Annotated in this window: 24 protein-coding genes and 1 pseudogene; 11 read left to right on the top strand and 14 right to left on the bottom strand. The window is 75.1% G+C overall.

Annotated elements, in window-relative coordinates:
• Positions 1-88: 88 nt before the first annotated feature.
• The 5 genes from AC2TEW_RS34585 to AC2TEW_RS34565 all read right to left on the bottom strand — a co-directional run bounded on the left by AC2TEW_RS34585 (position 89) and on the right by AC2TEW_RS34565 (position 4,582).
• Complete coding sequence (locus tag AC2TEW_RS34585; RefSeq protein ID WP_484627229.1) at positions 89-1,369, bottom strand: helix-turn-helix domain-containing protein; 1,281 nt, start codon at positions 1,367-1,369, stop codon at positions 89-91.
• Positions 1,370-1,692: 323 nt separating this feature from the next.
• Positions 1,693-2,265 carry a 3'-5' exonuclease gene (locus AC2TEW_RS34580; protein ID WP_484627235.1) on the bottom strand — a complete coding sequence of 191 codons (573 nt, stop codon included), beginning with the start codon at positions 2,263-2,265 and terminating at the stop codon, positions 1,693-1,695.
• A gap of 102 nt (positions 2,266-2,367) precedes the next feature.
• On the bottom strand, positions 2,368-3,012 hold the full coding sequence (locus AC2TEW_RS34575) for a 4'-phosphopantetheinyl transferase family protein (RefSeq protein WP_484627228.1): 645 nt from the start codon (positions 3,010-3,012) through the stop codon (positions 2,368-2,370).
• Positions 3,009-3,845 (bottom strand): metallophosphoesterase family protein, encoded by an 837-nt coding sequence (locus AC2TEW_RS34570; RefSeq protein WP_484627227.1) that lies wholly within the window; start codon positions 3,843-3,845, stop codon positions 3,009-3,011. Before AC2TEW_RS34570 ends, AC2TEW_RS34575 begins: the two co-directional genes overlap by 4 nt.
• Positions 3,842-4,582 carry a thioesterase II family protein gene (locus AC2TEW_RS34565; RefSeq protein WP_484627226.1) on the bottom strand — a complete coding sequence of 247 codons (741 nt, stop codon included), beginning with the start codon at positions 4,580-4,582 and terminating at the stop codon, positions 3,842-3,844. The genes AC2TEW_RS34570 and AC2TEW_RS34565 overlap by 4 nt, the downstream gene beginning before the upstream one ends.
• Before the next feature lie 378 nt (positions 4,583-4,960).
• Here AC2TEW_RS34565 and AC2TEW_RS34560 point away from each other — a divergent pair, with 378 nt between their 5' ends.
• Genes AC2TEW_RS34560 through AC2TEW_RS34540 form a run of 5 tightly spaced genes read left to right on the top strand, consistent with a single transcriptional unit; the run spans position 4,961 to position 9,688 of the window.
• A complete protein-coding gene (locus tag AC2TEW_RS34560) occupies positions 4,961-6,145 on the top strand; it encodes an isochorismate synthase (protein WP_484627225.1) in 1,185 nt (394 codons plus the stop codon).
• Complete coding sequence (locus AC2TEW_RS34555; protein ID WP_484627224.1) at positions 6,142-7,740, top strand: (2,3-dihydroxybenzoyl)adenylate synthase; 1,599 nt, start codon at positions 6,142-6,144, stop codon at positions 7,738-7,740. Before AC2TEW_RS34560 ends, AC2TEW_RS34555 begins: the two co-directional genes overlap by 4 nt.
• 15 nt (positions 7,741-7,755) lie before the next feature.
• Positions 7,756-8,388, top strand: a complete 633-nt coding sequence (locus AC2TEW_RS34550; RefSeq protein ID WP_484627223.1) for an isochorismatase family protein — start codon at positions 7,756-7,758, stop codon at positions 8,386-8,388.
• Complete coding sequence (locus tag AC2TEW_RS34545; RefSeq protein WP_484627222.1) at positions 8,385-9,206, top strand: ABC transporter ATP-binding protein; 822 nt, start codon at positions 8,385-8,387, stop codon at positions 9,204-9,206. Before AC2TEW_RS34550 ends, AC2TEW_RS34545 begins: the two co-directional genes overlap by 4 nt.
• Positions 9,203-9,688 carry a GNAT family N-acetyltransferase gene (locus AC2TEW_RS34540; RefSeq protein WP_484627221.1) on the top strand — a complete coding sequence of 162 codons (486 nt, stop codon included), beginning with the start codon at positions 9,203-9,205 and terminating at the stop codon, positions 9,686-9,688. The genes AC2TEW_RS34545 and AC2TEW_RS34540 overlap by 4 nt, the downstream gene beginning before the upstream one ends.
• 77 nt (positions 9,689-9,765) lie before the next feature.
• Here the strand turns inward: AC2TEW_RS34540 and AC2TEW_RS34535 are convergent, their stop codons facing one another.
• Entirely contained in the window at positions 9,766-10,605 is an 840-nt protein-coding gene (locus AC2TEW_RS34535) for an EamA family transporter (RefSeq protein ID WP_484627220.1), read from the bottom strand.
• Between the two features lie 135 nt (positions 10,606-10,740).
• On the opposite strand from AC2TEW_RS34535, the gene AC2TEW_RS34530 reads away from it, so the two are divergent.
• The 4 genes from AC2TEW_RS34530 (at position 10,741) to AC2TEW_RS34515 (ending at position 13,411) form a co-directional block, all read left to right on the top strand.
• Entirely contained in the window at positions 10,741-11,325 is a 585-nt protein-coding gene (locus AC2TEW_RS34530) for a helix-turn-helix domain-containing protein (RefSeq protein ID WP_484627219.1), read from the top strand.
• A 74-nt stretch (positions 11,326-11,399) separates the two neighbouring features.
• Entirely contained in the window at positions 11,400-11,765 is a 366-nt protein-coding gene (locus tag AC2TEW_RS34525; protein WP_484627218.1) for an ArsR/SmtB family transcription factor, read from the top strand.
• The gene (locus AC2TEW_RS34520) at positions 11,752-12,234 is read left to right on the top strand and encodes an SRPBCC family protein (protein ID WP_484627217.1); all 483 of its coding nucleotides are present in this window, start codon (positions 11,752-11,754) and stop codon (positions 12,232-12,234) included. The genes AC2TEW_RS34525 and AC2TEW_RS34520 overlap by 14 nt, the downstream gene beginning before the upstream one ends.
• 70 nt (positions 12,235-12,304) lie before the next feature.
• Positions 12,305-13,411, top strand: a complete 1,107-nt coding sequence (locus tag AC2TEW_RS34515; RefSeq protein ID WP_484627216.1) for a protein kinase family protein — start codon at positions 12,305-12,307, stop codon at positions 13,409-13,411.
• Positions 13,412-13,534: 123 nt separating this feature from the next.
• Here AC2TEW_RS34515 and AC2TEW_RS34510 read toward each other — a convergent pair whose 3' ends face one another.
• Positions 13,535-15,043: an alkaline phosphatase family protein gene (locus AC2TEW_RS34510; protein WP_484627215.1), complete on the bottom strand. Its 1,509-nt coding sequence runs from the start codon at positions 15,041-15,043 to the stop codon at positions 13,535-13,537.
• 196 nt (positions 15,044-15,239) lie between these two features.
• Here AC2TEW_RS34510 and AC2TEW_RS34505 point away from each other — a divergent pair, with 196 nt between their 5' ends.
• Both AC2TEW_RS34505 and AC2TEW_RS34500 read left to right on the top strand, forming a co-directional pair.
• Positions 15,240-16,004, top strand: a complete 765-nt coding sequence (locus tag AC2TEW_RS34505) for a GntR family transcriptional regulator (protein WP_484627214.1) — start codon at positions 15,240-15,242, stop codon at positions 16,002-16,004.
• A 171-nt stretch (positions 16,005-16,175) separates the two neighbouring features.
• Positions 16,176-17,570, top strand: a complete 1,395-nt coding sequence (locus AC2TEW_RS34500; RefSeq protein WP_484627213.1) for an MFS transporter — start codon at positions 16,176-16,178, stop codon at positions 17,568-17,570.
• A gap of 79 nt (positions 17,571-17,649) precedes the next feature.
• Here the strand turns inward: AC2TEW_RS34500 and AC2TEW_RS34495 are convergent, their stop codons facing one another.
• The 7 genes and pseudogenes from AC2TEW_RS34495 to AC2TEW_RS34465 all read right to left on the bottom strand — a co-directional run.
• The gene (locus tag AC2TEW_RS34495) at positions 17,650-18,747 is read right to left on the bottom strand and encodes a FecCD family ABC transporter permease (RefSeq protein WP_484627212.1); all 1,098 of its coding nucleotides are present in this window, start codon (positions 18,745-18,747) and stop codon (positions 17,650-17,652) included.
• A complete protein-coding gene (locus AC2TEW_RS34490) occupies positions 18,744-19,802 on the bottom strand; it encodes a FecCD family ABC transporter permease (protein ID WP_484627211.1) in 1,059 nt (352 codons plus the stop codon). The genes AC2TEW_RS34495 and AC2TEW_RS34490 overlap by 4 nt, the downstream gene beginning before the upstream one ends.
• On the bottom strand, positions 19,799-20,629 hold the full coding sequence (locus AC2TEW_RS34485; protein WP_484627210.1) for a siderophore-interacting protein: 831 nt from the start codon (positions 20,627-20,629) through the stop codon (positions 19,799-19,801). The genes AC2TEW_RS34490 and AC2TEW_RS34485 overlap by 4 nt, the downstream gene beginning before the upstream one ends.
• Before the next feature lie 58 nt (positions 20,630-20,687).
• The gene (locus AC2TEW_RS34480) at positions 20,688-22,412 is read right to left on the bottom strand and encodes an ABC transporter ATP-binding protein (protein ID WP_484627209.1); all 1,725 of its coding nucleotides are present in this window, start codon (positions 22,410-22,412) and stop codon (positions 20,688-20,690) included.
• Complete coding sequence (locus tag AC2TEW_RS34475; protein WP_484627208.1) at positions 22,405-24,252, bottom strand: ABC transporter ATP-binding protein; 1,848 nt, start codon at positions 24,250-24,252, stop codon at positions 22,405-22,407. The genes AC2TEW_RS34480 and AC2TEW_RS34475 overlap by 8 nt, the downstream gene beginning before the upstream one ends.
• A gap of 85 nt (positions 24,253-24,337) precedes the next feature.
• On the bottom strand, positions 24,338-24,559 hold the full coding sequence (locus AC2TEW_RS34470) for an MbtH family protein (RefSeq protein WP_484627207.1): 222 nt from the start codon (positions 24,557-24,559) through the stop codon (positions 24,338-24,340).
• A gap of 129 nt (positions 24,560-24,688) precedes the next feature.
• Positions 24,689-26,499, bottom strand: a pseudogene (locus tag AC2TEW_RS34465) (non-ribosomal peptide synthetase); the annotation flags it as partial.

The following is a 26,499-nucleotide window of genomic DNA, read 5'->3' as shown; positions in this document are numbered from 1 at the left end:
GGAGGCGGGGGGCGGGTGGCTCCGGCTCCCCCCCCCCCCCCCCCCCCCCCCCCCCCCGCCCCTCGGGCGTTCCTTCCGGTACCGCCGGTCAGCGCCCGATCCGGTCGGAGAGACCGGCCAGCGCCACCCCGGCCGGGCCCGCGGTCGCCAGCTCCGCCCGCCGCACCAGGCTCAGCGCGAACGAGCGGACCAGCTTGTGGAACGCGTACCGGCCGGGCGCCGGGGTGTCCAGCAGACTGGCGTCCACCAGCTCCTCCAGCAGGTTCTCCGCCTCGGCCCGGTCGGCGCCGAGCGCCGCGGCCGCGGCCGCGAGCGACAGGTCCGGGCCGTCCAACTGGGCGATCTGGCGCAGCGCGTGGGCCGCCTGCCAGCCCAGCCGCTCGTAGCTGAGCCGGAACGCGGTGCCGACCGCGGCGCCGCCGAGGTCCAGCACCGAGCTGCCCTCCTCCTCATCCTCCAGCCGTTCCACCAGCGAGGCGATCTGCCAGCGCGGCCGGGCCGCCAGCCGGGTCGCCACCAGCTGGACGGCCAGCGGCAGCAGGCCGCAGGCCTCGACCAGCCGGCGGGCCGCGACCGGCTCGGCCGCCACCCGCTGGTCGCCGATGATGGCGGCGACCATCCGCACCGCCTCCCGCGGGGTCAGCGGGTCCAGCGAGAGCAGCTGCGCGGAGCGCAGGCCCGCCATCCGGACCCGGCTGGTGACCAGCACCATCGAGCCGGGGGCGGCGGGCAGCAGCGGCTGCACCTGCTCGGCGCTGACCACGCCGTCCAGCACGATCAGCATCCGGCGGCCGTCCAGCAGGGTGCGGAACAGCGCCGCCCGCTCGGAGATCGCGGTGGGCAGCGGCCCGCCGGGCCGCAGCGCCCGCAGGAAACCGCCGAGCACCTCGCCGGGTGTCACCCAGGCGCCGTCCTGGCCGGGTCCGTCGATCTCGGCGAACAGGCAGCCGTCCGGGAACCGGTCACGCACCCGGTGCGCCCAGTGGACCGCCAGCGCGGACTTGCCGACCCCGGCCATCCCGTCGATCGCGCAGACCACCATCCGCTGCTCGCACAGCAGGCCGTCGAGCCGGGCCAGGACGGCCTCGCGGCCGTAGAAGTCCGGTACCGCCATCGGTAACTGGGCCGGCCTCAGCGGCTCGGCCGACTGGCCCTCGGGGTCCTGGTCGGCGACCAGCCCGCGCAGGGCGCCGCCGGCACCCAGCACGTCGTCGCACCGGCCCGCCAGCTCCGGGGTGGCGGGCCGGGCACCGGTCTCCACCCTGCTCAGATAGCCCTTGCTGTAGTGCGCCATCTCGCTCAGCGCCTTCAAGGAGACGCCCTGCTGTGTCCGGAGTCTTCGCAGCTCGAACCCGAATCTTTCGCTCAAAACTCCCCCCTCCTGCCCGTGTTGGTTGCTGTCTCCCCCGATGGGGCCCATCACAGGCGGCTGAGAGCCGCCGCGCCACCGCCGCTGCGGGCCGCGCTGCCGTCGTCGTGATCCCCCCGGAGACGACGGCACCCTGGTGCGGGTGGCGGGGCCGATCCTACGGGAGATCAGCGTCCGATGTTCGAATTCGATCAGACTTTGCTCACCGGTTTTCGGATCTCGATCGCGGACCGGTGGCGGTAGGGGCACGGATCAGGAACTGATGCTGCGTTACCGAGACATTCGGGACAGCTTCCGCTCGTCCCACGGGATGTGACTGTCGGTCACCGGAATCGGTCCGGCACTTCGCACACCGCCGGGTGCCAGGCATCGTGGGCCGCCAGGTGCAGGACCAGCGCCGCGATGTTCCACGCGTCGTCCTCGCCGCGGTGGTGCCGTCCCTCCAGCGGCAGGCCCGCCAGCTCGAGCGCCCGGGCCATGCCGGGCCGCTTGCGCAGCCCGTACGCCTCGGTGAAGACCAGCTTGGCGTTGGCGTGGCGGCGGCCGAACGGGTACCGGGTGCCGGTGGCCGCGCACTGCCGGGTGAACTGGTTGCGGTCGTAGTCGCCCCAGCTGGCCCACGGGCGTGACCCGGCCAGGTGCTCGGCCGCCAGCAGCCGGCAGGCCTCCGCGAACGGGACGCCGGTGTCGACCTCGGCCTGGGTCAGCCCGGTCAGCTCGGTGCAGAAGCCGCTCACCGTCGAGCGCCGGGGCCGGACCAGGATCCGGTGCCGGCCGACCCGCTCACCCGCCGTGACGTCGACCACGGTCAGCCCGATCTCGATGATCTCGCTGACCGCGCCGGGCGGCGGCTGCCCTTCCCATCGGGTCGCCTCGATGCCCACCACGCTCCACATTTCCGGTGTGCTCTTCACCCGCGGCAGGGTAGCCGCGCCCGGCCGCGGCCGGCACCGGGATTTCCCGCGGTGCCGGCCGCGGGCCGGCCGCTCGCACCCCGCTCAGGCGATGACGGTGAGCAGCAGCCCGTCCTGCACCAGCCAGCGGCCGTGGAAGCCGAGCAGCGGGCCGCCGTCCGCGGTGGTGCCGTCGACCAGCAGCCGGGCGGACCAGGTGCCGTCCACCTCCAGCGTGATGTCCGCCTCCTCGAACTCCAGGAAGCGCCTGGTCAGCGGGAACCACGCCTTGTAGACGCTCTCCTTGGCGCTGAACAGCAGCCGGTCCCAGTGCACCGCGGGCCGCTCCGCCAGCAACTCGGCGATCCTGGACTGCTCCTGGGGCAGCGCGACCACCTCGAGCACGTCGTCCGGCAGCGGCTCGTGCGGTTCGGCGTCGATGCCGACGGTGCGCAGGTCGGCGGCGCGGGCGACCACCGCGGCGCGGTAGCCGGCGCAGTGCGTCATGCTGCCGACCACGCCCTCGGGCCAGCGCGGTGCGCCGCGTTCCCCGCGCAGGATCGGCACCGGCGGCAGGCCGAGTGCGCCGAGCGCCCGGCGGGCGCAGGCCCGTACGGTGGCCACCTCGCGGCGGCGGGCGGGGACCGCCTTGGCGACCAGCTCCTCCTCGCCCGGCAGCAGCGGAGCGTCGGCGAGGTCGTCGAAGGCCTCGGCCCAGGAGGCGCCCGGCGGCAGCAGCTGCTCGATCACCGCTCCTCCGCCCGCAGCACCCGGCGCGGGCGGTGCGGGCCGCCGCGCGGGCCCCATTCGCGCGGGTAGCCGAGCGAGACCTCCTCGAAGCGGACGCCGTCCGCCCAGGTGATCCGGGGGATGTGCAGGTGTCCGTAGATCATGGCGGCGGCGTCGTACCGCCGGTGCCAGTCGGCGGTGCGCTCGGTGCCGCACCAGAGCGCGAACTCCGGGTAGCGCAGGATCCTGGTGGGCTCGCGCACCAGCGGGTAGTGGTTGACCAGGACCGTCGGCAGGGCGGGGTCGCGCCGGGCGAGCAGCCGTTCGGTCTCCTCGATCCGCGCCTCGCACCAGGCCTCGCGGGACGGGTACGGGTCGGGGTGCAGCATCATCTCGTCGGTGCACACCACCCCGGCGGCATAGGCGGCGGCGAGCGCCTCCGTCTTGTCCGAGGTGCCCTCGGGGCGGAAGGTGTAGTCGTAGAGGAGGAAGAGCGGGGCGACGGTGACCGGGCCGCCGGGTCCGCCGGACCACACCGCGTACGGGTCCTCGGGGGTCAGCACGTCCAGGCCTCGGCAGAGTTCGACCAGCGCCCGGTAGCGGTCGTCGCCGCGCAGCTGCACCGGGTCGTCCTTGGGGGTCCACAGTTCGTGGTTGCCCGGGGCCCAGATCACCTTGGCGAAGCGCTCGCGCAGGGTGGCGAGCACCCACTCGATCTCGCCGAACCGCTCGCTGACGTCGCCGGCGACGATCAGCCAGTCGTCCGGGGAGTCGGTGCGCAGCTCCTCGACCACCTTCCGGTTCTCCGGGTAGGCGACGTGCAGGTCGCTGATCGCGTACAGGGTGCCGCTCATACCAGCGCCTCGAGGTGACGGGAGATCACCGCGGCGATCTCGTCGTGGCGGCCGTTCAGGTAGAAGTGGCCGCCGGGGAAGACCTTCAGCTCGAACTCGGCCGCCGTGTAGCGCTCCCAGCCCCGGGCGTCGGCCGGCGGGGTGACCGGGTCGTCGTCGCCGACCAGTGCGGTGACCGGGCAGCGCAGCGGCTCCTGCTCGCGGTGCCGGTAGCCGGTCAGCGCGGCGTAGTCGGCGCGGACGGCGGGCAGCGCCAGTGCGACGATCTCCGGGTCGGCGAGCAGACCGGCGTCGGTGCCGTCCAGCGAGGCCAGGTGGGCCAGCAGCGCCCGGTCGTCGAGCAGGTGCGCGGCCTCGTCGCGGCGCAGGTGGGGCGCCCGGCGCCCGGACACCAGCAGCAGGTCCGGGCCGGCGCCGGAGCGCTCCAGCAGCCGGGCGGCCTCGTACGCGACCAGGGCGCCCATGCTGTGGCCGAGCAGCAGCAGCGGGCGGTCGTCGCTCCCGCCGAGGGCGTCGACGGCGTGGGCGGCCAGCTCGGTGATGCTGCGCAGCGGGGTCTCGGTGAACCGGTCCTGACGGCCCGGGTACTGGACGGCCAGCACCTCGGTCCGCGGGGAGAGCAGGCCGGAGAGCGGGTGCCAGTAGCTCGCCGAACCTCCGGCGTGCGGGAAGCACACCAGCCGTGCGCGGGCGTCGCCGCCCGGGTGGAACCGCCGCAGCCAGCGGTCGCTGGTCATCGTCTCTCCCCTGTCACGATCACGGGAATCCGCTGCCGGGCCGGTGGTCGGCCCGGGCCCCCGGGCATTCCCCGAACCCACATCGGCCGGACCGACAATACTCTGACAACGCTTCACTTCTCCGGATCTTCACATCGAAGCCCGGCCCAGAGGGACCCTCCGGCGCCGGGGGCCTCCCACCCTCCCGTATTGTTAGGTTAGCCTAACCATTGTACGTGGGCGCCGGTCTCGGAACTCCCCCGGCACCGCCCGTACAGCACCGTCCGCACGGCACCGCCCGCGCAGCACCCCACCGCCTCGACGGCGGCCCGACGGCCCGTCCGTCACCGCCCGCACGCCCCGGCCCAGGCGCCGCCCGCGCCAGGAAACGGAGAACTCATGACCACGGCCTACGAGGCCCACGACACGGCAGCGGCCCTGCCGGGCGCCACCGCCCTGCTCGCCGGCTACCGGCCAGGACCGGCGACGGCCTTCTTCGCCGGCCCCGGCCGCACCCTGCTGGCCGAAGGCGTCCGCGCCACCGTCACCGACCCGGCCCGCGCCGCCGAGGCGCTGCGCGCGGCCCGCGCCGCCGGGGCCGAGGCACCCGTCGTGGTCGGGGCGATCCCGTTCTCCCCGGGCGAGCCGGCCCGGCTGTTCATACCCGCCGAGGTCCACCGGGCCGGGCCGCTGCACGAGGACCCGCTGCTGCAACTGCCCGCCACCGCCCCGGCCACCGCCGACTGGCGGCAGCGCCCGGTGCCCGCCCCCGAGGTCTACCGGGACGCCGTCGCCGAGGCCGTCCGCCGGCTGTCCGACGACTCCGGACTCACCAAGGTCGTCCTCGCCCGCACCCTGGAACTGACCGCGCCCGGCGGGGCCGACCTGCCCGCCATGCTGCACCGGCTGTCCCGCCGCGACCCCGACGGCTACACCTTCGCCGTCCCGGCCGGCGGCGCCGCCACCCTGGTCGGCGCCAGCCCCGAACTGCTGGTCTCCCGCCGGGCCACCGCCGTCAGCGCCAACCCGCTGGCCGGCTCCGCCGCCCGCTCCACCGATCTGGCCGAGGACGTCCGGCGGGCCGCCGCCCTGCTGGAGTCCCCCAAGGACCTGCACGAGCACGCCGTGGTGGTCGAGGCCGTCCGGGCCGCGCTCGCCCCGCTCTGCGCCGAACTGCACGTCCCCGAGCGGCCCACCCTGGTACGGACCGCTGCGATGTGGCACCTGTCCACCACCGTCACCGGCACCCTCGCCGACCCCGCCACCAGCGCGCTGGACCTGGCCCTCGCCCTGCACCCCACCCCGGCGGTCTGCGGCACGCCCACCGACCGGGCCCGCGACCTGATCGGCGAACTGGAGCCGTTCGACCGCGGCCTGTACACCGGCGTGGTCGGCTGGGGCGACGCCGACGGCGACGGCGAATGGGTGGTCACCCTGCGCTGCGCCGAGGCCGACGGCGACCTGCTGCGGCTGTTCGCGGGCGCCGGCGTGGTCGCCGCCTCCGACCCCGACGCCGAACTCGCCGAGACCGGCGCCAAGTTCCGCACCTTCCTGCACGCGGTCGGCCTGGAGGAGAGCAAGTGAGCCTCTGGCCCGAGGAGTTCGCCGCCCGCTACCGGGCCGCCGGGTACTGGACCGGCGAACCGCTGGACCGGATGATCCGCGTCCACGCCGCCGCGGCCCCCGACCGGATCGCCCTCACCGACGGCGACCGGCACTGGAGCTACGCCGAGCTGGACCGGCGGGCCGACCTGGTCGCCACCGGCCTGCTCGCCCGCGGGCTGCGCCGCGGCGACCGGGTGGTGCTGCAACTCCCCAACACCGCCGAGTTCTTCGAGCTGTTCTTCGGCCTGCTGCGGGCCGGGGTGGTACCGGTGATGGCGCTCCCCGCGCACCGGCGCGCCGAGATCTCCTACTTCTGCGAGTTCGCCGGGGCCCGCGCGCTGATCGTGCCGGACCGGCACGCCGGCTTCGACCACCGGGAGCTGGCGGCCGACGTGCTGGCCGCGGTCCCCGCGCTGGGCGAGGTCTTCGTGGTCGGCGACCCGGGCCCGTACACCTCCGTCGCCGAGCTGCGGGCGGCCGAGGCCGTCCCGGTCCAGGACCCGCCCCGGGCGGACGAGCTGGCGTTCCTGCAGCTGTCCGGCGGCTCCACCGGCCTGCCCAAGCTGATCCCCCGCACCCACGACGACTACCTGTACAGCGTCCGGGAGTCCGCGGTGATCTGCGGGCTCGGCCCCGGGACGGTGTACCTGTGCGCCCTGCCCGCCGCCCACAACTTCCCGCTCAGCTCCCCCGGCACGCTCGGCACCTTCCACGCCGGCGGCCGGGTCGTGCTGGCCCCCAACCCGAGCGCGGACGCGGCCTTCCCGCTGATCGAACGCGAGCGGGTCACCCTGACCGGCCTGGTCCCCCCGGTCGCGCTCGCCTGGGCCGACGCGGCGGCGAACGCACCGCACGACCTGAGCAGCCTGGAACTGCTCCACGTCGGCGGCGCCAAGCTCAGCACCGAGGGCGCCCGGCGGCTGGGACCCGCCCTCGGCTGCCGGGTCCAGCAGGTCTTCGGGATGGCCGAGGGCCTGGTCAACTACACCCGGCCCGAGGACGACGAGCAGACCGTGCTCACCACCCAGGGCCGGCCGATCTCCCCCGACGACGAGATCCGGATCGTCGACGACCACGACCGGGACCTGCCCGACGGCGCCACCGGCCACCTGCTCACCCGCGGCCCGTACACCATCCGTGGCTACTGGCGTGCGCCGGAGCACAACGCCCGGGCGTTCACCTCCCAGGGCTTCTACCGCACCGGAGACGTCGTCCGCCGGACGCCCACCGGCCACCTGGTGGTCGAGGGCAGGGCCAAGGATCAGATCAACCGTGGGGGCGAGAAGGTAGCCGCCGAGGAGGTGGAGAACGTGCTGCTGGCCCATCCGGCCGTCCACGACGCCTCCGTGGTGGCCACCCCCGACGCCTACCTGGGCGAGCGCAGCTGCGCCTACGTCATCCTGCGCGAGGGCGCCGAACGGCCGCGCGCGGCCGAACTGCGGGCCTTCGTCCGGCAGTCCGGCCTCGCCGACTTCAAGGTCCCCGACAAGGTGGAGTTCGTCACCGCCTTCCCGCAGACCGGCATCGGCAAGGTCAGCAAGAAGGACCTCCGCGCCACCACCCCCCAGCCGTAGAGAGACCCCACCACCATGGCACTTCCCGCGATCGAGCCCTACCCGATGCCCGGACCCGACCAGCTGCCCGGCCCCCGGGTGCCCTGGCGGGCCGACCCGGACCGGGCCGTCCTGCTCGTGCACGACCTGCAGAACTACTTCCTGCGGGCGTTCACCCCGGACACCTCGCCGCTGTCCGACCTGCTGGCCAACACCGCCCGGCTGCTGGACTGGGCCCGCGCCCACGGCGTCCCGGTGGTCTACTCCCACCAGCGCGGCGGCCAGAGCGCCGCCGAACGCGGCCTCCAGCTGGACTTCTGGGGCCCCGGCCTGCCCGCCGACGCCCACGCCCAGGGCATGCCCGAGCAGGTCGCGCCGCAGGCCGGGGAGACCCTGCTGACGAAGTGGAAGTACAGCGCCTTCGCCCGCACCGACCTCGCCGAACGGATCACCGCCGCCGGCCGCGACCAGCTGGTGCTGGCCGGGGTCTACGCCCACATCGGCGTGATGATGACCGCCGCCGACGCCTGGAGCCACGACGTGCAGGCCTTCGTGGTGGGCGACGCCGTCGCCGACTTCTCCGAGCAGCACCACCGGGACGCCCTGCGCTGGGCCGCCGACAAGTGCGCCGTGGTGGTCTCCACCGACCAGCTGACGGAGGCCAAGTGACCACCGCCCAGGCCGCCCCCGGCCGGCTCGCCGCCGACCGCGTCACCCTGCGCTACGGCGACCGGGCCATCGCCACCGAGCTGTCCGTCACCATCCCGGACCACTCCTTCACCGTCATCGTCGGGCCCAACGCCTGCGGAAAGTCCACCCTGCTGCGCGCCTTCGCCCGGCTGCTGAAGCCCGCCGCCGGCCGGGTCCTGCTGGACGGCGAGCAGATCAGCGGCCTGCCCGCCAAGGAACTCGCCCGCCGGCTCGGCCTGCTGCCGCAGAGCTCCACCGCGCCGGACGGCATCACCGTCGCCGACCTGGTCTCCCGCGGCCGCTACCCGCACCAGGGGCTGCTGCGCCAGTGGTCCCGCGAGGACGAGCGGGTGGTCGCCGAGTCGATGGCCGCCACCGGCGTCGACGCCCTCGCCGACCGGTACGTCGACGAGCTCTCCGGCGGCCAGCGCCAGCGGGTCTGGCTCGCCATGGCGCTCGCCCAGCAGACCTCCCTGCTGCTGCTCGACGAGCCGACCACCTTCCTCGACATCGCCCACCAGGTCGAGGTGCTCGACCTGTGCGCCCGGCTCCACCGCGAGCAGGACCGCACCCTGGTCGCCGTCCTGCACGACCTCAACCAGGCCGCCCGGTACGCCACCCACCTGATCGCGATGCGCGACGGCGCGGTGGTCGCCGAGGGCCCGCCCGCCGAGATCGTCACCGCCGACCTGGTCGAGCGGGTCTTCGACCTGCCCTGCCAGATCATCGAGGACCCGCAGACCGGCACCCCGCTGGTGGTCCCCGCGGCCCCCGGACGACGGACGGCCGACCGGTGACACTCACCGTCGCCGCGCCCGCGGTCCGGATCGCGACCGCGGGCGACGCCGCCGCCCTGTTCGTCCTGTCGGCGCCGTTCATGCGCTCGGGCGAACTCCGGGACCGCGGCCCGGCCGACTACCGGGAACGCGCCACCGACTTCCTGATCGAACCCGGCGACCGGGAACCGGCCCCGCCGGCCGGCTGCGTCGCGCTGCGCCCGCTGGCCCCCGAACCCGGGCACCCCGCCGCCGGACTGCTCTACAACCTGTGCGTGCACCCCGCCCGCCAGGGCACCGGTGTCGGCTCCCGGCTGCTCGCCGCGCTGCTGGCCCGCGCCGAGGACCGGGGGCTGCGGACCGTGTACGCCGCCTCCACCGGCAGCGCCGTGCTCTTCCTGCGCACCGGGTTCCGGCAGGTCCCCACCGCGCTCGCACCGGCCGGCCTGACCTCCGGCCTGGACCCGGCCCGCGGCTCCCGGGTGTACCGCTACCAGCTCTGACCGGCCGCCGGGCAGTGGACGGACGGGGTCGGGCGGATGGGCTCGGGTGGTCGGGTCGGGCGGTCGGGCCCGGACCGTCAGCCGAGAGCCAGCAGGCCGACCGCGACGGCGGCCACGGCCAGTCCGGCCAGCTGGCTGCGGTGGATGCGTTCGCCGAGGACGGTGCGGGCCAGCAGGACGGTGGAGGCCGGATAGAGGGCGGTGATCACGGCGACCACGGCCAGGTCACCGCTGCGCACGGCCAGCAGGAACGCCAGGTTGGCCAGCGAGTCCAGGACGCCCGAGCCGGCGGACAGCCACAGGCCGGGCCGCTCCGGGCCGAGGCGCCGCCACATCACGGCCGCCGCCGCCAGGGTGACGGCCGAGGAGACCGCCCGGCCGGTGATCAGCGGCGCCAGGCCGCTGTCCGACGGCGCCTGGTGCAGGCAGATCAGCTGGACCGCGATGGCGGCGCCGGCGCCGACCGCGAGCAGCAGCGCGGTGCGCGAGGGCCGGGACCGGCCGCCCGTACCCGGGCCGGCGCTGACCAGCACCACGGCGGCCAGCGCGAGCGGGATCCCGGCGGCCGCGGCCGCGCCCAGCCGCTCGCCCTGGGCGAGTCCGAGGCCGACCGGCAGGACCGCGGAGACCAGCGCGGTCACCGGCGAGAGCACACTCATCGGCCCGATCGCCAGGGTGCGGTACAGCAGGACGAACGCGGCCGCCGAGGCGGCCCCGGAGGCGGCTCCCCAGCCGACGGCGGCCGCCGACCAGTGCGCACCGAGCAGCGGCCACAGCAGCAGTTCGACGGCCAGGCTGGCCGGTGCCGCGACCATGACGGTGCGCAGCACGTGGGCGCGGCGGGCGCCGAGGCCGCCGAGGAAGTCGGCGCAGCCGTACGCCAGCGAGCTGGCGAGGGCGAGGAGCAGCGCGAGCACGGTGGCACCTCCTAGTCACTGGAACGACCCCAAGGTACATCAGAACGACCGATCGGGTGCACTGCGCCGACCGCGCGGTACATTCGGACGACCGGGGGCGAGGACCGGCGAGAACGGCGAGGAGAGGTGGAGCCCGTGGCCGACACCGCACAGGCGCTGAACACGGTGGCCCGCAACGTACGGGCCGCCCGCACCAGGGCCGGGCTGACCCTGGACCAGCTCAGCCTCCGGGCCCAGGTCAGCAAGGGTGCGCTGGTCGCCCTGGAGAAGGCCCAGGGCAATCCCAACCTCGCCACGCTGGTCCGGCTGGCCGACACGCTCGGCCTGTCCGTGTCGGCGCTGGTGCAGGGCTCCGGGCCGAGCCGGGTGCAGGTGGTGGACGAGGCGGCGGTCACCCCGTTGTGGACCGGCGGGCAGGGCGGCCGGGCGCAGCTGATGCTGACCACCGCGGGCCCGGCCCCGGTCGAGGTCTGGCGCTGGCTGCTGCACCCCGGCGAGGAGTACACCAGCCACCCGCACCCCGCCGGGGTGGTGGAGACCGTGAGCGTGACCGCCGGGGCGATGGTCCTGTCGGTCGACGGCGCCGAGCACCCGCTGCGGGCCGGGGCGACGGCCACCTTCGACGCGGACGTGCCGCACGGCTACCGGGGCGCCGGCGGCGGGCCGTGCGAGCTGCTGATGACCGTCCACCTGCCGCCCGGACCACCGTCCCCCGCCTGACCGGCCGCCCGGAACGCACCCCGCCCGCGCGCGTCGCCGGAGCACATATGCCGATACAGGCATATGATGGATCCATGGCACGGGCGGCGACGACGGCGGACGCGTTCAACGCCGTGGCCGAGCCCCGGCGGCGGCAGATCCTCGATGCGCTGGCCGCCGGCGAGCGGTCGGTGACCGACCTGGTGGCCGCGCTGGACCTGCCCCAGCCGCAGGTGTCCAAGCATCTGCGGGTGCTGCGGGAGGTCGGGCTGGTGCGGGTCCGCGAGGAGGGCCGCCGGCGGCTGTACCGGCTGGACGGGCGTCCGCTGAAGGCCATCCATGACTGGGTGGGCCGCTACGAGCGGTCGTGGTCCTCGCGGTTCGACCGGCTGGACGCCGTGCTGGCGGAACTGAAGGACGAAGCGGCGGAACCCGACGGAGGTGGAGATGATGACGAGTAACAGCCGGGCGGTGGTCACGCTGCCGACGGACACCAGCATCCTGATCACCCGGGAGTTCGACGCGCCCCGGCACCTGGTGTACCGGGCGTGGACCACTCCCGAACTCATCGAACGCTGGTGGAGCGGCGACCGCGGCAAGGTCACCGAGGTCGAGGTCGACCTGCGGGTCGGCGGCGCCTGGCGGTACGTGATGGAGGCGAACGGCGGCTTCCCGGTCGCCTTCCACGGCGAGTACCGGGAGATCGTCCCGGACGAACGCCTGGTCACCACCGAGGTGTTCGAGGGCATGCCGGAGGCCGCGGCGCTGAGCACCCTCACCCTCACGGAGCACGGCGGCCGCACCACGCTCACCGTCCTGGTCGAGCACTCCGTCCGCGCGCACCGCGACGCCCACCTCGACTCCGGCATGGAGGGCGGCATGCAGGAGGCGATGGACCACCTCGAACAGGTCGCACGCTCGCTCGCCTGAGGGCCACCGCCGTTCGACCGGGCCGCAGTTGACGTGCCGTCACCCCCGGCGACCGCCTAGGGTGTCGGCCATGGCACCTCCGATCCTCCCAGCGGTCCCCGCCGTACGGGCGACCACGGCGCGGGCCGCCCGGCTCGGCGCGTACGACTCCGTCTCGGCGGCACTGTCCCGGCTGGACGGTCCGGGCGCCGCCCGGCTGCTGGCCCGCGCGGTGCCCCTGGGCACCGGGATCGGCGGCCGGACCGCGCGGGTGGAGGTCGCCGGGGTGCCGGTCTTCGTCAAGGCGGTGCCGCTCACCGGCCGGGAGCTGCGCACGGCGAACCTGCTGTCCACGGCGAACCTGTTCGACCTGCCCGCGTTCTGCCACTACGGCCTCGGGAGTCCGGGGTTCGGCGTCTGGCGCGAGGTCGCGGCGCACGGCCTGACCACCGACTGGGTGCTGATGGACGAGTGCCAGGCCTTCCCGCTGCTGTACCACTGGCGGGTGGTTCCGGACTCCTGGGCGCCCGGCCCCGCCGCCCGGGCGGAGCACACCGGCGAGGTGGAGCGGATGGCGGCCCGCTGGGGCGGCTCACCGGCGGTCCGGGCCAGGGCCGAGGAGCTGGGCCGGGCGACGCACAGCGTGCTGCTGTTCCTGGAGCACGTCCCGACCACCCTGGGCGCCTGGCTCGGACGGCGGCTGGCCGGCGGCGGGGAGGGCGCCGAGGTGGCCTGGGAGCTGGCGGACGAGGGGCTGCGGGAAGGCACGGCGTTCCTGGAGTCCCGGGGGCTGCTGCACTTCGACGCCCACCTCGGGAACATCCTGACCGACGGCCGGCAGCTCTACTTCACCGACTTCGGCCTGGCCCTGCACGAACGCTTCGTGCAGGCGCCGGCCGAGGCCGCGTTCTTCCGGGAGCACCGGGGCTACGACCGGCACCTGACCGCCACCCTGCTGGTGAACCGGCTGGTCACCGCCCTGCACGGCCTCGCCGAGGACGACCGGGACGGCCGGGACGCGCTGGTGCGCAAGTACGCCGAGGGCGCGGCGCCCGACGACCTGCCCCCGTCGGCGGCCCGGATCGTCGGCCGGGACGCCCCGGTGGCGGCCGCGGCGACCGAGTTCCACCGGGCGGTCCGGGGCGGGAGCCTGCACACGCCCTATCCGCAGCTGCCACCGGACGGCGCCACCGGGTGACGCAGGCCCTACTGCCCGGCCGTACTCCCCTGGCGTGATCCCCGGCCGTACTCCCCGGCCGTACTCCCCGGCCGCGGGGACGCGGGCCGGGGAGCGGTGGGCGGAGACCGGGCAGCAGGGGGCTCAGAAGGTCAGGGCGACCTGGTCGACGGTCCAGAACGCGCTGTTGGTGCCGGTGTAGCGGAACTGCAGCTGCGCGGTGGTGGCGCCGGCCGGGACGGCCACGGTGAGCTTCTCGAAGCCGTTGACGTCCGAGCGGTAGGACTTGACCAGCTGCGGGGCACCGGAGTCGAAGGAGATGTAGACGTCGCCGGTCTGCGGGCCGTCGATCTTGTAGTTGGTGGCGTAGCTCAGCGTGGCCGTGGTGGCGCCGCCCACCTGGTAGCGGGGGCTGAGCAGGGTGGAGTCGAACTGCCCGGCGCCGTGCGACTTGTCGTCCCACTCGTCGGAGTCGGCGACCGCGAAGACGTTGCGGGCCCGGACGTTGGTCTCCCGGGACTGGCCGAGCTGCGCGGCGGTCCAGAACTCGTCGGTGGCGAAGGCCCAGCCGCGCCACTCGGTGACGCCGCCGCTGGGCATCCGGGAGTTGTCGATGCTCCAGCCGCTCGGCGGGGTGTGCGTCCAGCCCTTGACCCCGGCCGGGATGCCGGTCTCGTCGGTGCGGGTCTGCAGGCCCGTCCGCAGGGTGTCGAAGGCGTCGGGGGTGATCTCGTCGATCGGCCTGCCGTCGAGCTTCCAGGCCGGGTCGATCGCGACGCCCTCGTGCTTGAGCACGGTCGGCGCGATGTCGACGAGCTTGACGTCCTGGCGGGTGGAGCCGGGCGCGTAGCCCGCGCCGTCGGCGACCACGAAGGTCTGCCGCTCGACGGCGCTGTTGCCGCCGTGGCCGCCGGCGTCGGTGTGGCCGTGGTCGGTGGTGACCACGATCAGCCAGTCCTCCGAGGCGTAGCCCGGACGGGCCTTGACGGCGGCCACCACCTGGCCGACCAGGCCGTCGACCGAGTGGATCGCGGCCGCGTACTGGGGGCTGGTGCCGCCGTAGCTGTGCCCGGCCTCGTCGACCTGGTCGAAGTGCAGGAAGGTGGTGTCGGGGTTGCCGTTGCGCAGGTAGTCGGCGGCGTCGGCGGCGGTCTTGGTGTCGTTGTCGGCCTCCGGGATCCGCAGGTCGGCCCTGCCGTTGAAGACGGTGTCGGCGACCGGGCTCCAGGACGCGACCACCAGGGTGGAGGCGGCCGGGGCGGCGGTCTCCAGGCGGGTGGCCAGGTCCGGGTAGAGGTCGTAGTGGGAGCCGGCGAAGGTGTTGTCCTTCACGCCGTGCTTGTCCGGCCACACGCCGGTGGCGATGGTCGACCAGCCCGGGCCGGACAGGGTCGGGGCGAGCGGGTTGGCGTAGAGGTTGCTGGTGGCGGTCATGCCGCCGGCCATCAGGGCCTTGAGGTTCGGGGCGTCGGCCGTCAGCAGCTTGTCGTACCGGGTGCCGTCGATGCCGATGACCAGCGTCTTGGCCTGCTTGGTGCCGTCCGGCAGGCCCTTGTACGGGCCGGTGGCGGCGGTGGCCTGAACGGCCGTCAGCGAGAGCGCCGCCGCCGCGGCGGCGGTGACGGCGGCGGCGATCCGGAGGGTGCGGGACATGCGCACGGGGGCTCCTGGAGGAGGGGGGACGAGTCGCGGCGCGGCTGGCGCCGGTACCGAGCGTGCGGGCGCCCGGCGAGGTGCGAGCCTCCCGGAGCGCACCGACGCATGAACAGCACGGGAACTTCGGTCCATACCCGTTACCGTTCCGTGATCCCATCCGGCCGGGCCGACCCCCGGCCGATAGGGTGGCGCGATGAGCCCAGGCACCCCGCACGCACCCGGTACGCCCGTCCGCTCCGGCGTCCCGGAGCACGGCCGGCTGCCGAAGTACTACGTCGTCAAGACGGAGTTGGGCGGGCTCCTGGACGAGCTCGGACCGGGCGGCCGGCTGCCCACCGAGGTCGAGCTGGCCGCCCGCTACGGGGTGGCCAGGGCGACCCTGCGGCAGGCGCTGCGCGAGCTGCTGCTGGAGGGCCGGCTGCGCCGCCGGGGCCGGGGCACCGTGGTGGCCGACGCCAAGCTCGAACAGCCGCTGTCGCTCGCCAGCTACACCGAGGGCGTCAGCCGGCAGGGCATGCGGCCGGGCCGGACGCTGATCGGCCTGGACCGCTTCCCCGCCGACGCGGTGACGGCCGGACAGCTGGAGGTCCCCGAGGGCGAGCCGGTCTGGCACCTGGAACGGGTACTGCTCGCCGACGAGGAGCGGATCGGCCTGGAGAGCACGTACGTGGCGGTGGCCCGGGTGCCGCGGCTGGACCTCGACTTCGACCCGTCCTCCTCGTTCTACGCCTACCTGCGCGAGCAGGGCGCCGAACTGGGCACCGGGCAGGAGCGGATCGAGACGGTGCTCGCCACCCCGCGCGAGGCGCTGCTGATCGGGACCCCGCCCGCGCTGCCGATGCTGCTGCTGCACCGCCGGAGCCGGGACGCGGCCGGCCGGCCGCTGGAGCAGGTCCGCTCGCTGTACCGGGGCGACCGGTTCAGCTTCACCCTCGACCTGCGGGCACCCGGGGCCTGAACCCCGCGCCACCAGGGGCCCGTTCCACCCGCCCGGGGCCCGATCCGCCCGCCAGGCACCTCCGATCCAGGAGTGTCGACATCAAGTATCTTGACGTCGAGATTGTTTTGGGGCAGTCTTCCCCAGGTCTCTTGATGTCAAGAGACCTGGCGGGTGGATCGGAGGACGGGGATGGGGCGCGGGAACGGGGCCGCAACGGCCCGGGAGGGCGGCCTGGTGGCGCAACTGCGCAGGCCACCGGGCGGCCGGGACGGGCGGACCATGCTGCTCGCGCAGTTCCTGGACCGGACCGGCACCGGCGTGTGGGCCGCGTCCTCGGTGCTGTTCTTCACCTTCGTCGCCGGACTGGACGCCGGCCGGCTGGGCCTGCTGCTCGGCGCGGCCGGGGTCGCGGGCATCCTCGGCTCCCCGCTCGCGGGCCGGCTGGCCGAACGCTTCCCGGTCCGCTCCCTGCTGATCGGCTGTCACCTGCTGCGGCTGGGCGCGCTGTCACTGCTGCTGGTCCGCACCGAGTTCGCCGTCCTGCTGCCGGTGGTCGCCGTCACCTGTATCGGCGACCGGATGGCCAAGACCCTCGAGATGCTGTTCGCGACCAGGGCGGCCGGCCCGCGCCGCACCACCTACCAGGCGCTGTCGCGCAGCGCGGCCAACGCGGGCTACGCCCTCGGCTCCGGGATCGCCGCGCTCGGCCTCGCCGTCGGCACCCGCGGCGCGTACCACGCCCTGATCCTGGCCGACCTGCTCTCCTTCCTGGCCGCCGCCCTCCTGGTCCGGCGCACCCGGGAGGCCGTCGACCCGGCCCTCGACCCGGCCGCCGCCGGGCCGGCCGCCGCTCCGGACGCCCCGGCCGGCCCGCCGCAGGCCCCCGCACCGAGCCCCTGGCGGGACCGCCGCTACCTGCTGTTCGTCCTGCTGGACACCCCGCTCAGCCTGGACGACTCGGTGCTCGGCGTCGGGCTGCCGCTGTGGCTGGTGAGCCGCACCGGCGCGCCGCACGCGCTCGTCCCGGCCTTCCTGGCGGTCAACACGGTCCTGGTGGTGGTGCTGCAGCTGCGGGTCTCCGCCCGGGTCACCACCGCGCGCCGGGCCGCCGACGCCGTACCGCTGTACGGGCTCGCCGTGCTCGCCACCTGCGTCCTGGTGGCGGCCGCCACCGGGCAGGGCCCCTGGACGGCCGCGGCCGCGCTGCTGGCCGCCGCCGTCCTGGTCACCTCGGCGGAACTGCTGCGTTCGGTGACCTCCTGGGAGCTGGCGCTGGCCCTGGCGCCCCGGCAGGCGCGGGCCTCCTACCTGGGGGTGGCCGGGATGGCCCAGTCCGTCCAGAAGTCCGCCGGACCGCTGCTGCTGACCGGCGCGGTGATGGCCGCCGGCCCGGCCGGCTGGCTGGCGCTCGGCGCGGCGGTCGCGGGCCTGTCGGTCCTGCAACGGCGCACCTGCCTGCGGCGGCTGGAGGCACTGGACGCCCTGGAGGCCCTGGCCGCCGAGCCGTCGGCCCCGACGCCCGACGCACCGTCAGCGGCACCCGCCGCCGGACCCGCCGCCGGACCCGTCACCGTACGCGGCTGAGCCCGACCGCCCGCCACCGGGACCGGCCCCACCCGCACCGGCGGCGGCCACCCGGACCGGGGCCGCGCCGCCGACCGCCTCAGCCGCGGCCGGTGCGCCACTGGCGGGCGATCAGCCACACCAGGTAGCACCCGCCGAGCACACCGGTGAGCACGCCGACCGGCAACTGGGTGGGCGCCAGCAGCCGCTGCGCCGCGAGGTCGCTGAGCACCAGCAGCAGCGCACCGAGCACCGCCGACCCGGCCAGGTTGGGACCGGTCGCGCCGGTGAGCCGACGAACGGCCTGTGGGGCGACCAGCGCGACGAACGGGATCGGCCCGGCCGCCGCCGTGGCCGCGGCGGTGAGCCCGACGCCGACCAGGACCAGCCACAGCCGCAGCCGGTCGGGGCGCACCCCGAGCGAGGCCGCGGCGTCGTCCCCCATCTCCAGCAGCCGCAGCGGGCGGCCGAGCAGCAGCGCGGCCGGCAGCAGCAGCGCGAGGACGGCCGCCATCGGGACGCAGTGCTCCCAGCCGCGGGCGTTCAGACTGCCCGTCAGCCAGACCGCGGCCCCGGCCGCGTCGCTGAACGAGGCCCGGGCGATCAGGTAGTCGTTGACCGAGGCGAGCAGGGAGCTCACGCCGATGCCGACCAGCACCAGCCGGTAGCCCTGGGCGCTGCCGCTGCGGGCCAGCAGGTACACCAGCAGCGAGGTCAGCAGCCCGCCCGCCACGGCGCCGCCGGCCACGGTCGCGGCGCTGCCGCCGATCACCAGGATCACCAGCAGCGCGCCGGTGGCGGAGCCGAGGGTGAAGCCGATCACGTCGGGGCTGCCGAGCGGGTTGCGGGCGACGCTCTGGAACAGCGAGCCCGCCACCCCGAGCGCGGCGCCGACCAGGACGGCGGTGAGCACCCGGGGCAGCCGCAGGTCCATCACGATGTAGCGGTCGGCGCGGGCGCCGCCGCCGCCGAGCACGTCCAGGACGTCGGAGACGGCCAGCGGGAAGTCACCGGTGGTCAGGGTCCACACCACGGCGGCGAACAGGGCCACCGTCAGCACCGCGCAGACGGCGACCGCGCGCCGGTGCAGGCGCAGCGAGTACCCGCCGGGCAGGCGCAGGGCGTGCAGCGGCACCCGGGTGGCGGGGGCCGGTTCGGAGGTCCGGGCGGCCGGGGCCAGGACCGTGGGGCTGTTCACAGTTGGGCGATCCTCCGGCCGCGGACGAGGGCGATGAAGAGCGGGGCGCCGAGGAAGGCGGTGACCACCCCGGCCTGGAGTTCGGCGGGGTGCAGGACCACCCGGCCGACCAGGTCCGAGCCGAGCAGCAGGACCGGGGCGAGCACCGCGGAGAACAGCAGCACCCAGCGCTGGTCGGGCCCGGCCAGCCGGCGGGCCACGTGCGGGACGGCGAGGCCGACGAAGGCGATCGGTCCGACTGCCGCGGTGGCCGCGCCCGCCAGCAGGGTGACCGCGGTCATCGCGAGCAGTCGGGTGCGGCCCGGGTTGGCGCCCAGCGCGTGCCCGGCGTCGTCGCCGAGGGCGAGCGCGTTCAGCGGCCGGGCGAGGGCGAGGGCGAGCACCGCGCCGACGGCGAGGAACGGCAGCACCTGGCCGACGATCGGCGCCTCCACCCCGGCGAGGGTGCCGACCTGCCAGAACCGGAAGCGGTTGAGGGTGAGCGGGTCGAGCAGGATCAGGCCGTTGACGAAGGCGGTGAGCACGGCGGTGATCGCGGTGCCGGCCAGCGCCAGCCGTACGGGCGTGGCGGAGGCCCGGCCGCCGCTGCCGAGCACATGCACCAGGACGGCGGCCACCGCGGCGCCGGCCAGCGCGAACCAGACGTACGAGCCGAAGCCGCGCAGGTCGAGCAGGGCGGTGCCGGCGGCGACCGCCGCGGCCGCGCCGCCGTTCACGCCGAGCAGGCCGGGGTCGGCCAGCGGGTTGCGGGTGAGCGCCTGCATCAGGGCGCCGGCCAGGCCGAGGGCGGCGCCGACCGCGATGCCGAGGACGGTGCGCGGGATGCGGGAGTGGTGCACCACGATCCAGCCGCCGTCGGTGGGTTCGTGGTGCAGCAGGACGTGCCAGACCTGGGCCGGCGGGATGTTCTTGGCGCCGACCGCGAGACCGGCGGCGGCCAGCAGCGCGAGCAGGGCGAGGCAGGCCAGCAGGCGGGTGAGCCGGCGGCCGGTCCCGGCGCCGCGGCGCGCGGCGGCGGGGGCCGGGGCCGGCTTGTCGAGGATCGGGGTGGTCATGCGTGCTCGTGCTCGTCGTCCTCGTGGTGGTCGTGGTTCTCCACGCCGCGCTTCCAGTACCCGTCGACGTCGACCTGGTGGCGGTGCAGGCCGCGCTCCTCGCGCAGGTGGCGGCGGATCGGCTTCAGGCTGGCGGCCTCGCCGGCCACCCAGGCGAAGCCCATGCCCTCGGGCAGGTCGGCCCCGCGGATCGCCCGCTCCAGCAGGTCGGTGGTGCCGGACGGGGCGTCACCGCGGTGCAGCCAGGTCAGGGACAGGTCGGTGCGGGTCTCGAACCGCTGCTCGTCCTGCGGTCCGGAGACCTCGGCGAAGGCGATCACCTTGACGCCGGCGGGCAGCATCTCGATCCAGCGGGCGAGGGCCGGCAGCGCGGTCTCCTCGGCGCCCAGCAGGTACCAGTCGTGGACGAAGTCGATGACCTCGGAGCCGCGCGGGCCGAGCACGCCGAGGGTCATCCCGGGCTCGGCGGCGGCGGCCCAGGTGGAGCCGACACCGGTGCCGTGCAGGACCATGTCGACGTCGATCTCCCGCTCGGCCCGGCGGTAGTGACGGATCGTGTAGTCCCGGGTGACGGGCTCCACCGGGGCGTCCATCCAGGTGTCGTTCTCGACCACCGGCTCGACGGGGAGCTCGTCGCCGGGGTACGCGAAGCAGAGCTTGACGTGGTCGGTGGGGGCCTGTTCGCAGAAACCTTCCAGCGCGTCACCGGCGAAGGTCACCCGGACCGTCCCCGGGGTGATCCGGTGGACCCGCTTGACCTCCAGCAGGCGGTACTTGAGCGGATGGCGGACGATCCGCATACGCGGCGGAGCGGTCTCGGTGGTCATCGTTTCGGCCCAATCCGGTGAGAGGCGGCACGGAGCGGCAGATCGCAATTAGGTTAGCCTAACCTCCACTGCGCAGGCTACCGGCGGGCTCCCCCACCAGCCGCCCTCCGTCCAGCCGGACCACCCGGGGCATCCGGGCGATGGTGGCCGGACGGTGGGCGATCACCACCAGCGTGCAGTCCGACCGCAGTTCGTCCAGCGCGTGCTCCAGCCGGGCCGCCGTCACCGGGTCGATGTCGGCGGTCGCCTCGTCCAGCACCAGCACCGCCGGGTCGGCCAGCACCGCCCGGACCAGACCGAGGATCTGCCGCTCGCCGGCCGACAGGTTGCCACCGCGCAGCCCGACCTCGGCGTCCAGGCCGCCGGGCAGGTCCGCGATCCACTCGCGCAGGCCGAGCTGGTCGACCGTCCGCTCGATCCGGGCCCGGTCCGGGGCGCCCTGGACCAGGGCGAGGTTGTCGGCGATCGTGCCGGACACCATCCGCACCTCCTGCGGCACCAGCACGATCCGGCGCCGCAGCTCCTCCTCCGGGATCTCCCGCAGGTCGGTCCCGGCGAAGGTGACCGCGCCGGCGTCGGGGCGGTACAGGCCGCACAGCACCTTGGACAGCGTGGTCTTGCCGGAGCCGGTCTCGCCCACCACACCGGTCCGGCTGCCCACCGGGAACTCCAGCGACATCGCGTGCAGCACCCGGCCGTCGGCCCGGTACGCGTACTCGATCTCCGTGCACCGCAGGTCACCGCGCGCGGGCAGCACCGCACCCGGCCCCCCGGCGGGCGCCCGGACGGGCTCCGGGTCGGTGGCGGCCAGCAGGTCCAGCAGGCGGGCCAGCCCGGTCCGGGCGGTCTGCACCTCGCCGACCAGCTGGGAGAGGTCCGCGAAGGAGTCGAACAGGTTGCGGCCGGCCAGCACGAAGACCACCACGGTGCCCACGCTCAGGCTGTCGCGGGTCACCAGCCAGCCGCCCACCAGCAGCAGCACCACCAGGGCGAACCCCTCGACCAGGCTCACCAGGTCGATCCGGTTCTCCACCCGCAGCGCCCGGCGGGCCGCACCCACCGCGAACCGGTTCTCCGCATCGAAGCGGCGGGTCCAGCCGGGCAGACCGCGCGAGGTCTGCAGCGCCTCACGGGCGGTCAGCGTCTCGGTGAAGGTGGCCGCCACGGCCGCCTCCGCGTTGGCCTTGCCGCCGAACGCGGGCCCGGCGTCGCGCTGGAACCAGCGGGTCACCAGCAGGGTCAGCGGCACGAACACCACCAGCTGCACCAGGAGCAGCAGCCACGAGTACGCGACCATCACCACCAGGGTGAAGACCAGCGTCGCGGCGGCCGAGACCAGGTTGCGCAGGTGCAGCCGGACGAACGCGGCCAGGGCGGCCACCTCGCCGGTCGCCCGGCGCAGCAGTTCACCGGTGCGGTGGGTCTCCAGGAAGCGCAGCGGCGCGGTGGCGAGGTTCTCCACCGCCTGTTCCCGCAGGGCGCGGACGACCTGCTCGCCGGCCCGGGCGAGCAGCAGCTCACCGGCCCGGGCGAAGCCGAGCTGGGCCAGCGCCAGCACGGCCAGCAGGGCGACGGCCCGGCCGAGACCGCCGCGGTCGCCGTCCAGGACCGCGTCGGTGGCCATGCCGATCAGCGGCGCGACGGCGACCAGCGCCGCCGAGTCGGCCAGGCCGACGCCGACCGCGACGGCCAGCCGGCTGCGGTGCGGACGCAGGTAGGGGGCGGCCCGGCGGAGCAGCGCGCGCTCGTCGGGCTCGTCCTGGAGCAGGGGCTGCTCAGCCACGGCCGGCCTCCACGGGGGTCTCGGTGTCGGCGGGGTCGATGCCGGCGGGCTCGTTGCCGGGAGCCGCGCTGCCGGAGGTCCCGGTGGCGGCGGGCTCGGCCGGCGGCGCTTCCAGGTGCACCACCCGGTCGGCGGCGTCCAGGACGGCGGTGCGGTGAGTGGCGAAGACGATGGTGCGGTCCTTGGCCCAGCCGCGCAGCCGGTCCAGCACCAGCTGCTCGGTGGCGGTGTCCAGGGCCGAGGTGGAGTCGTCCAGCAGCAGCACCGCGGGGTCGCCCAGCAGCGCCCGGGCGATGGCGAGGCGCTGGACCTGGCCGCCCGACAGGGCGGTGCCGCCCTCGCCGAGTTCGGTGGCGTAGCCGTCCGGCATGGCGGCCAGCTGGTCGTGGATGCCGGCGGTGCGGCAGGCCTCGTACAGCGCCTCGTCGTCGAGGTCGCGGCCGAGCCGCAGGTTGTCGGCGACGGTGCCGGACAGCAGCAGCGGGCGCTGCGCGACGTACGCGATCCGGGCCCGGACCTCGTCCAGGGCGACGGTGCGCAGGTCGGTGCCGCCGTAGGCGACGGTGCCGGTGTCGGGGTCGTCGAGGCGGACCGGCAGACGCAGCAGGGTGGACTTGCCGGAACCGGTGGCACCGGACAGCGCGAGGAACTCCCCGTGCCGCACGGTGAGGTCGAGCGGCCCGAGCACGGTCCGGCCGTCGCGGACCGCGCCGACGCCGGTCAGGGTCAGCTCGCCGGTGGCAGGCAGCGGCCGCGCCTCGGCCGGGCCGGGCTCGGTGACGGTGGGCCTGATGGACAGTGCCTCGTCGATCCGGGCGGCGGCGACGTCGGCCTGGCCGCGCTCCAGCAGCCGGTCGACCAGCACCCGGGTGGCGAGGGTGACGATCGCCATCCAGGAGGTGAAGGCGGTCAGGCCGCCGATGCTGAGCCGGCCCTCGAGCACGGCGAGTCCGCCGATGCCGATGCCGGCGGCCACCGCGAGGCGCGGCACGAACGGGGCGACGGCCGCCCAGGACGCCTCGATCCGGGCCGCGGTGACGGTCCGCCCGGTCACCTCGGCGCTGGCGGTGCGGTGGCGTTCCACCAGCGGCCGGTGACCGCCGGTGCCGCGCAGACCGGTGCCGACCTGGAGCAGGTCGGCGACGGCGTCGGCCCGTTCGCCGTGCGCCCGGGCCAGCTCGCCGCTGGCCGCGGCGAAGCGCTTGGGGAAGTGCAGGTTGACCCAGACCAGGAACGGCAGGGTGGCCAGGGTGACCAGCAGCAGGCTGGTGTCGAGCACGGCCAGCGCGGGCAGCACGACGACGAAGGTGGTCCCCAGGACGACCCAGACCGCCAGGCCGTGCACCCACTCACGGACCAGGTCGGTGTCCCGGGTGGCCCGCATCGCCAGGTCGCCGTGGCCGCGGGAGGCGAGCGCGGCCCGGTCCAGGCGGGACAGGTGCCGCAGCAGGCGGCCGCGCAGGTCGGCGCCGACCTTGGCATCGGCGTACCCGGCCAGGAACTGCCACAGGTAGAGGCCGACGAACTGGACCAGCGCGGTGGCGGCGGCGGCGCCGCACCAGAACAGCAGGGCGCCGCTGTCGTGCTTCTTCACACCCTCGTCGAGCGCCTGCTGGACGCACCAGGGCACCGCGAGCAGGGCGACCTGCCGGACGGCGGCGGCGGCCATGGCGGCGATGACGGTGCCGAGGTGCGGCTTCAGCGAGCCGCGCAGCAGGGCCCGGGCCCGTCGGCGGCGCTCCGGGGAGAGCGCGCCGGGCTCCAGGTCCTCGTCGGCGAGCTGTTCGGCGGTCAGCCCGTCCGGGGGCTCGGTGGCGGGGTCCGTCTGGTGGGTGCTCACGTGGGTGGGGTATCCGTCTGTCGGAACGGGCATGGACTGCCGGCGGTCCCGGGGACGGCGGGCTGCGCCGTCCCCGGGAGGACCGTCAGGAGGCGGCGGCCGAGCGGGCGACCAGGCTCGCGGGGCGCATGTCGGTCCAGTGCGCGTCGACGTACTCGCTGCACGCCTGGCGGGTGTCCTCGCCGTGCACGACCGTCCAGCCGGCCGGGATCTCGGCGAAGGCCGGCCACAGCGAGTGCTGGTTCTCGGCGTTGACCAGGACGTAGTAGCGGGCGTCGTCGTCCTCGAACGGGTTGGTGGCGCTCATGGTGTGGTCTTCCTTCGGGATGGGAGGGGTCGGTCGGGGGGGGTCGGTCGGGGGTCAGTCGGAGCAGGGGACGGCGGCGTCGGAGCCGCCGAGGGCGGTGAGCACCGTCGCGTCGACCAGGAACGCGGTCAGCGCGGCCACCGTGGGCCGGGCCAGCAGGTCGGCGAGGCCCAGCGGGTGGCCGAACTCCGCCCGCAGGCCCTGGAGCAGGGTCATCGCGAGCAGCGAGTGGCCGCCCAGGTCGAAGAAGTTCTCGTCGATGCCGACCGAGGGCAGGCCGAGCGCCTCGGCGAAGACCGCGTGCACCCGCTCCTCGCTGGCGAACCGGGGGCCGCGCACCGGGCCGGTGGCCGTGAAGTCGGCGGCCGTGGGCGCGGGGAGGGCCTTGCGGTCGAGCTTGCCGTTGACGGTCAGCGGCAGCGCGTCGAGGACGACGAACGCGGACGGGACCATGTACTCCGGCAGGCGCTCGGACAGCATACGACGGACCGCACCGGTCTCCACCTCTCGGCCCGCCGGGACCAGGTAGGCGGCCAGCCGCTTGACCCCCGGGGTGTCCTCACGGACCACCACGGCGGCCTGGGCGACGGCGGGATGGGTGACGAGCGCGTCCTCGATCTCGCCGGGCTCGACCCGGTAGCCGCGGATCTTCACCTGGTCGTCGGCCCGGCCGAGGAAGTCCAGCAGGCCGTCCTGGCGCCGGCGCACCACGTCGCCGGTCCGGTACATCCGGTCGCCGGGCTCACCGAACGGGTCGGCGACGAACCGCTCCGCGGTCAGCCCCGGCCGGTCGAGGTAGCCGCGGGCCAGGCCCACGCCCGCGATGTAGAGCTCGCCGGCCACCCCCACGGGCACCGGGCGCAGATGGCCGTCGAGGACGTGGGCGCGGGTGTTCCAGATCGGCCGGCCGACGGTGGCGGTGTCGGAGTCGAGCGTGCCGCCGCCCAGGGTGTTGATGGTGTACTCGGTCGGCCCGTACAGGTTGTAGCCCATGACGCCGGGGGTGTCGCGGAGCTTGGACCAGAGGGTCTCCGCGACCGCCTCACCGCCGAGCAGCACCAGCACCGGGCGGTGCCGGTCCTCGTCCAGCAGGCCGCGGTCGACCAGCGCCTGGGCGTAGGACGGGGTGACGTTGATGACGTCGATCCCATGGGTGTCGCAGTACGCGGCGAGGGCCTCCGCGTCGCGGCGCAGGGCTTCGTCGAGGACGTGCACCTCGTGCCCCTCGACCAGCCAGAGCAGCTCCTCCCACGACATGTCGAACGAGAACGACACCGTGTGCGCGATCCGCAGCCGACGGCCGCCCGCCGACTCCACCACCGGATCGAAGATCGCCTCACGGTGGTTCAACTGCATGTTCGTCAGCCCCCGGTACGGCGTCACCACACCCTTCGGCCGACCCGTCGAACCCGACGTGAAAATCACATACGCCGGCGCATCCAGATCCACCCGCACCCCCAGCGGACCGTCCGACAGCGAAGCCAACTCCGCCCGCACCCCCGCCGAATCCAGCAACACCACCTCCGCCGCCTCCGGCATCAACCCCGCAGCCGACGAATCCGTCACCAGACACACCGGCCCCGCGTCCTCCACCATGAACGCCAACCGCTCCCGCGGATAGTCCAACTCCAACGGCAGATACGCCGCCCCCGTCCGCAACACCGCGAACAGAGCCGCCACCATCTCCAGCGAACGCGGCAACCCCAACGCCACCACCCGCTCAGGACCCGCCCCACGCGCCACGAACAACCGCGCCAGCCGGTTCACCCGCGCATCCAACTCCGCGTACGACCACGACACACCACCGAACACCAACGCCGTCGCACCCGGCACCAACGCCGCACGCTCCGCCAGCAGATCCGCCACCGTCGCATCCGGCAACACCCGCGACGTCGCCGCCCACTCCCCCAACACCGACCCACGCTCACGCACCGTCAGCA

Source organism: Kitasatospora sp. NEAU-CNBT7, assembly GCF_057220535.1.
Note: the sequence above shows the minus strand (reverse complement) of the source record. Positions and strands in the feature narration are given on the sequence as shown.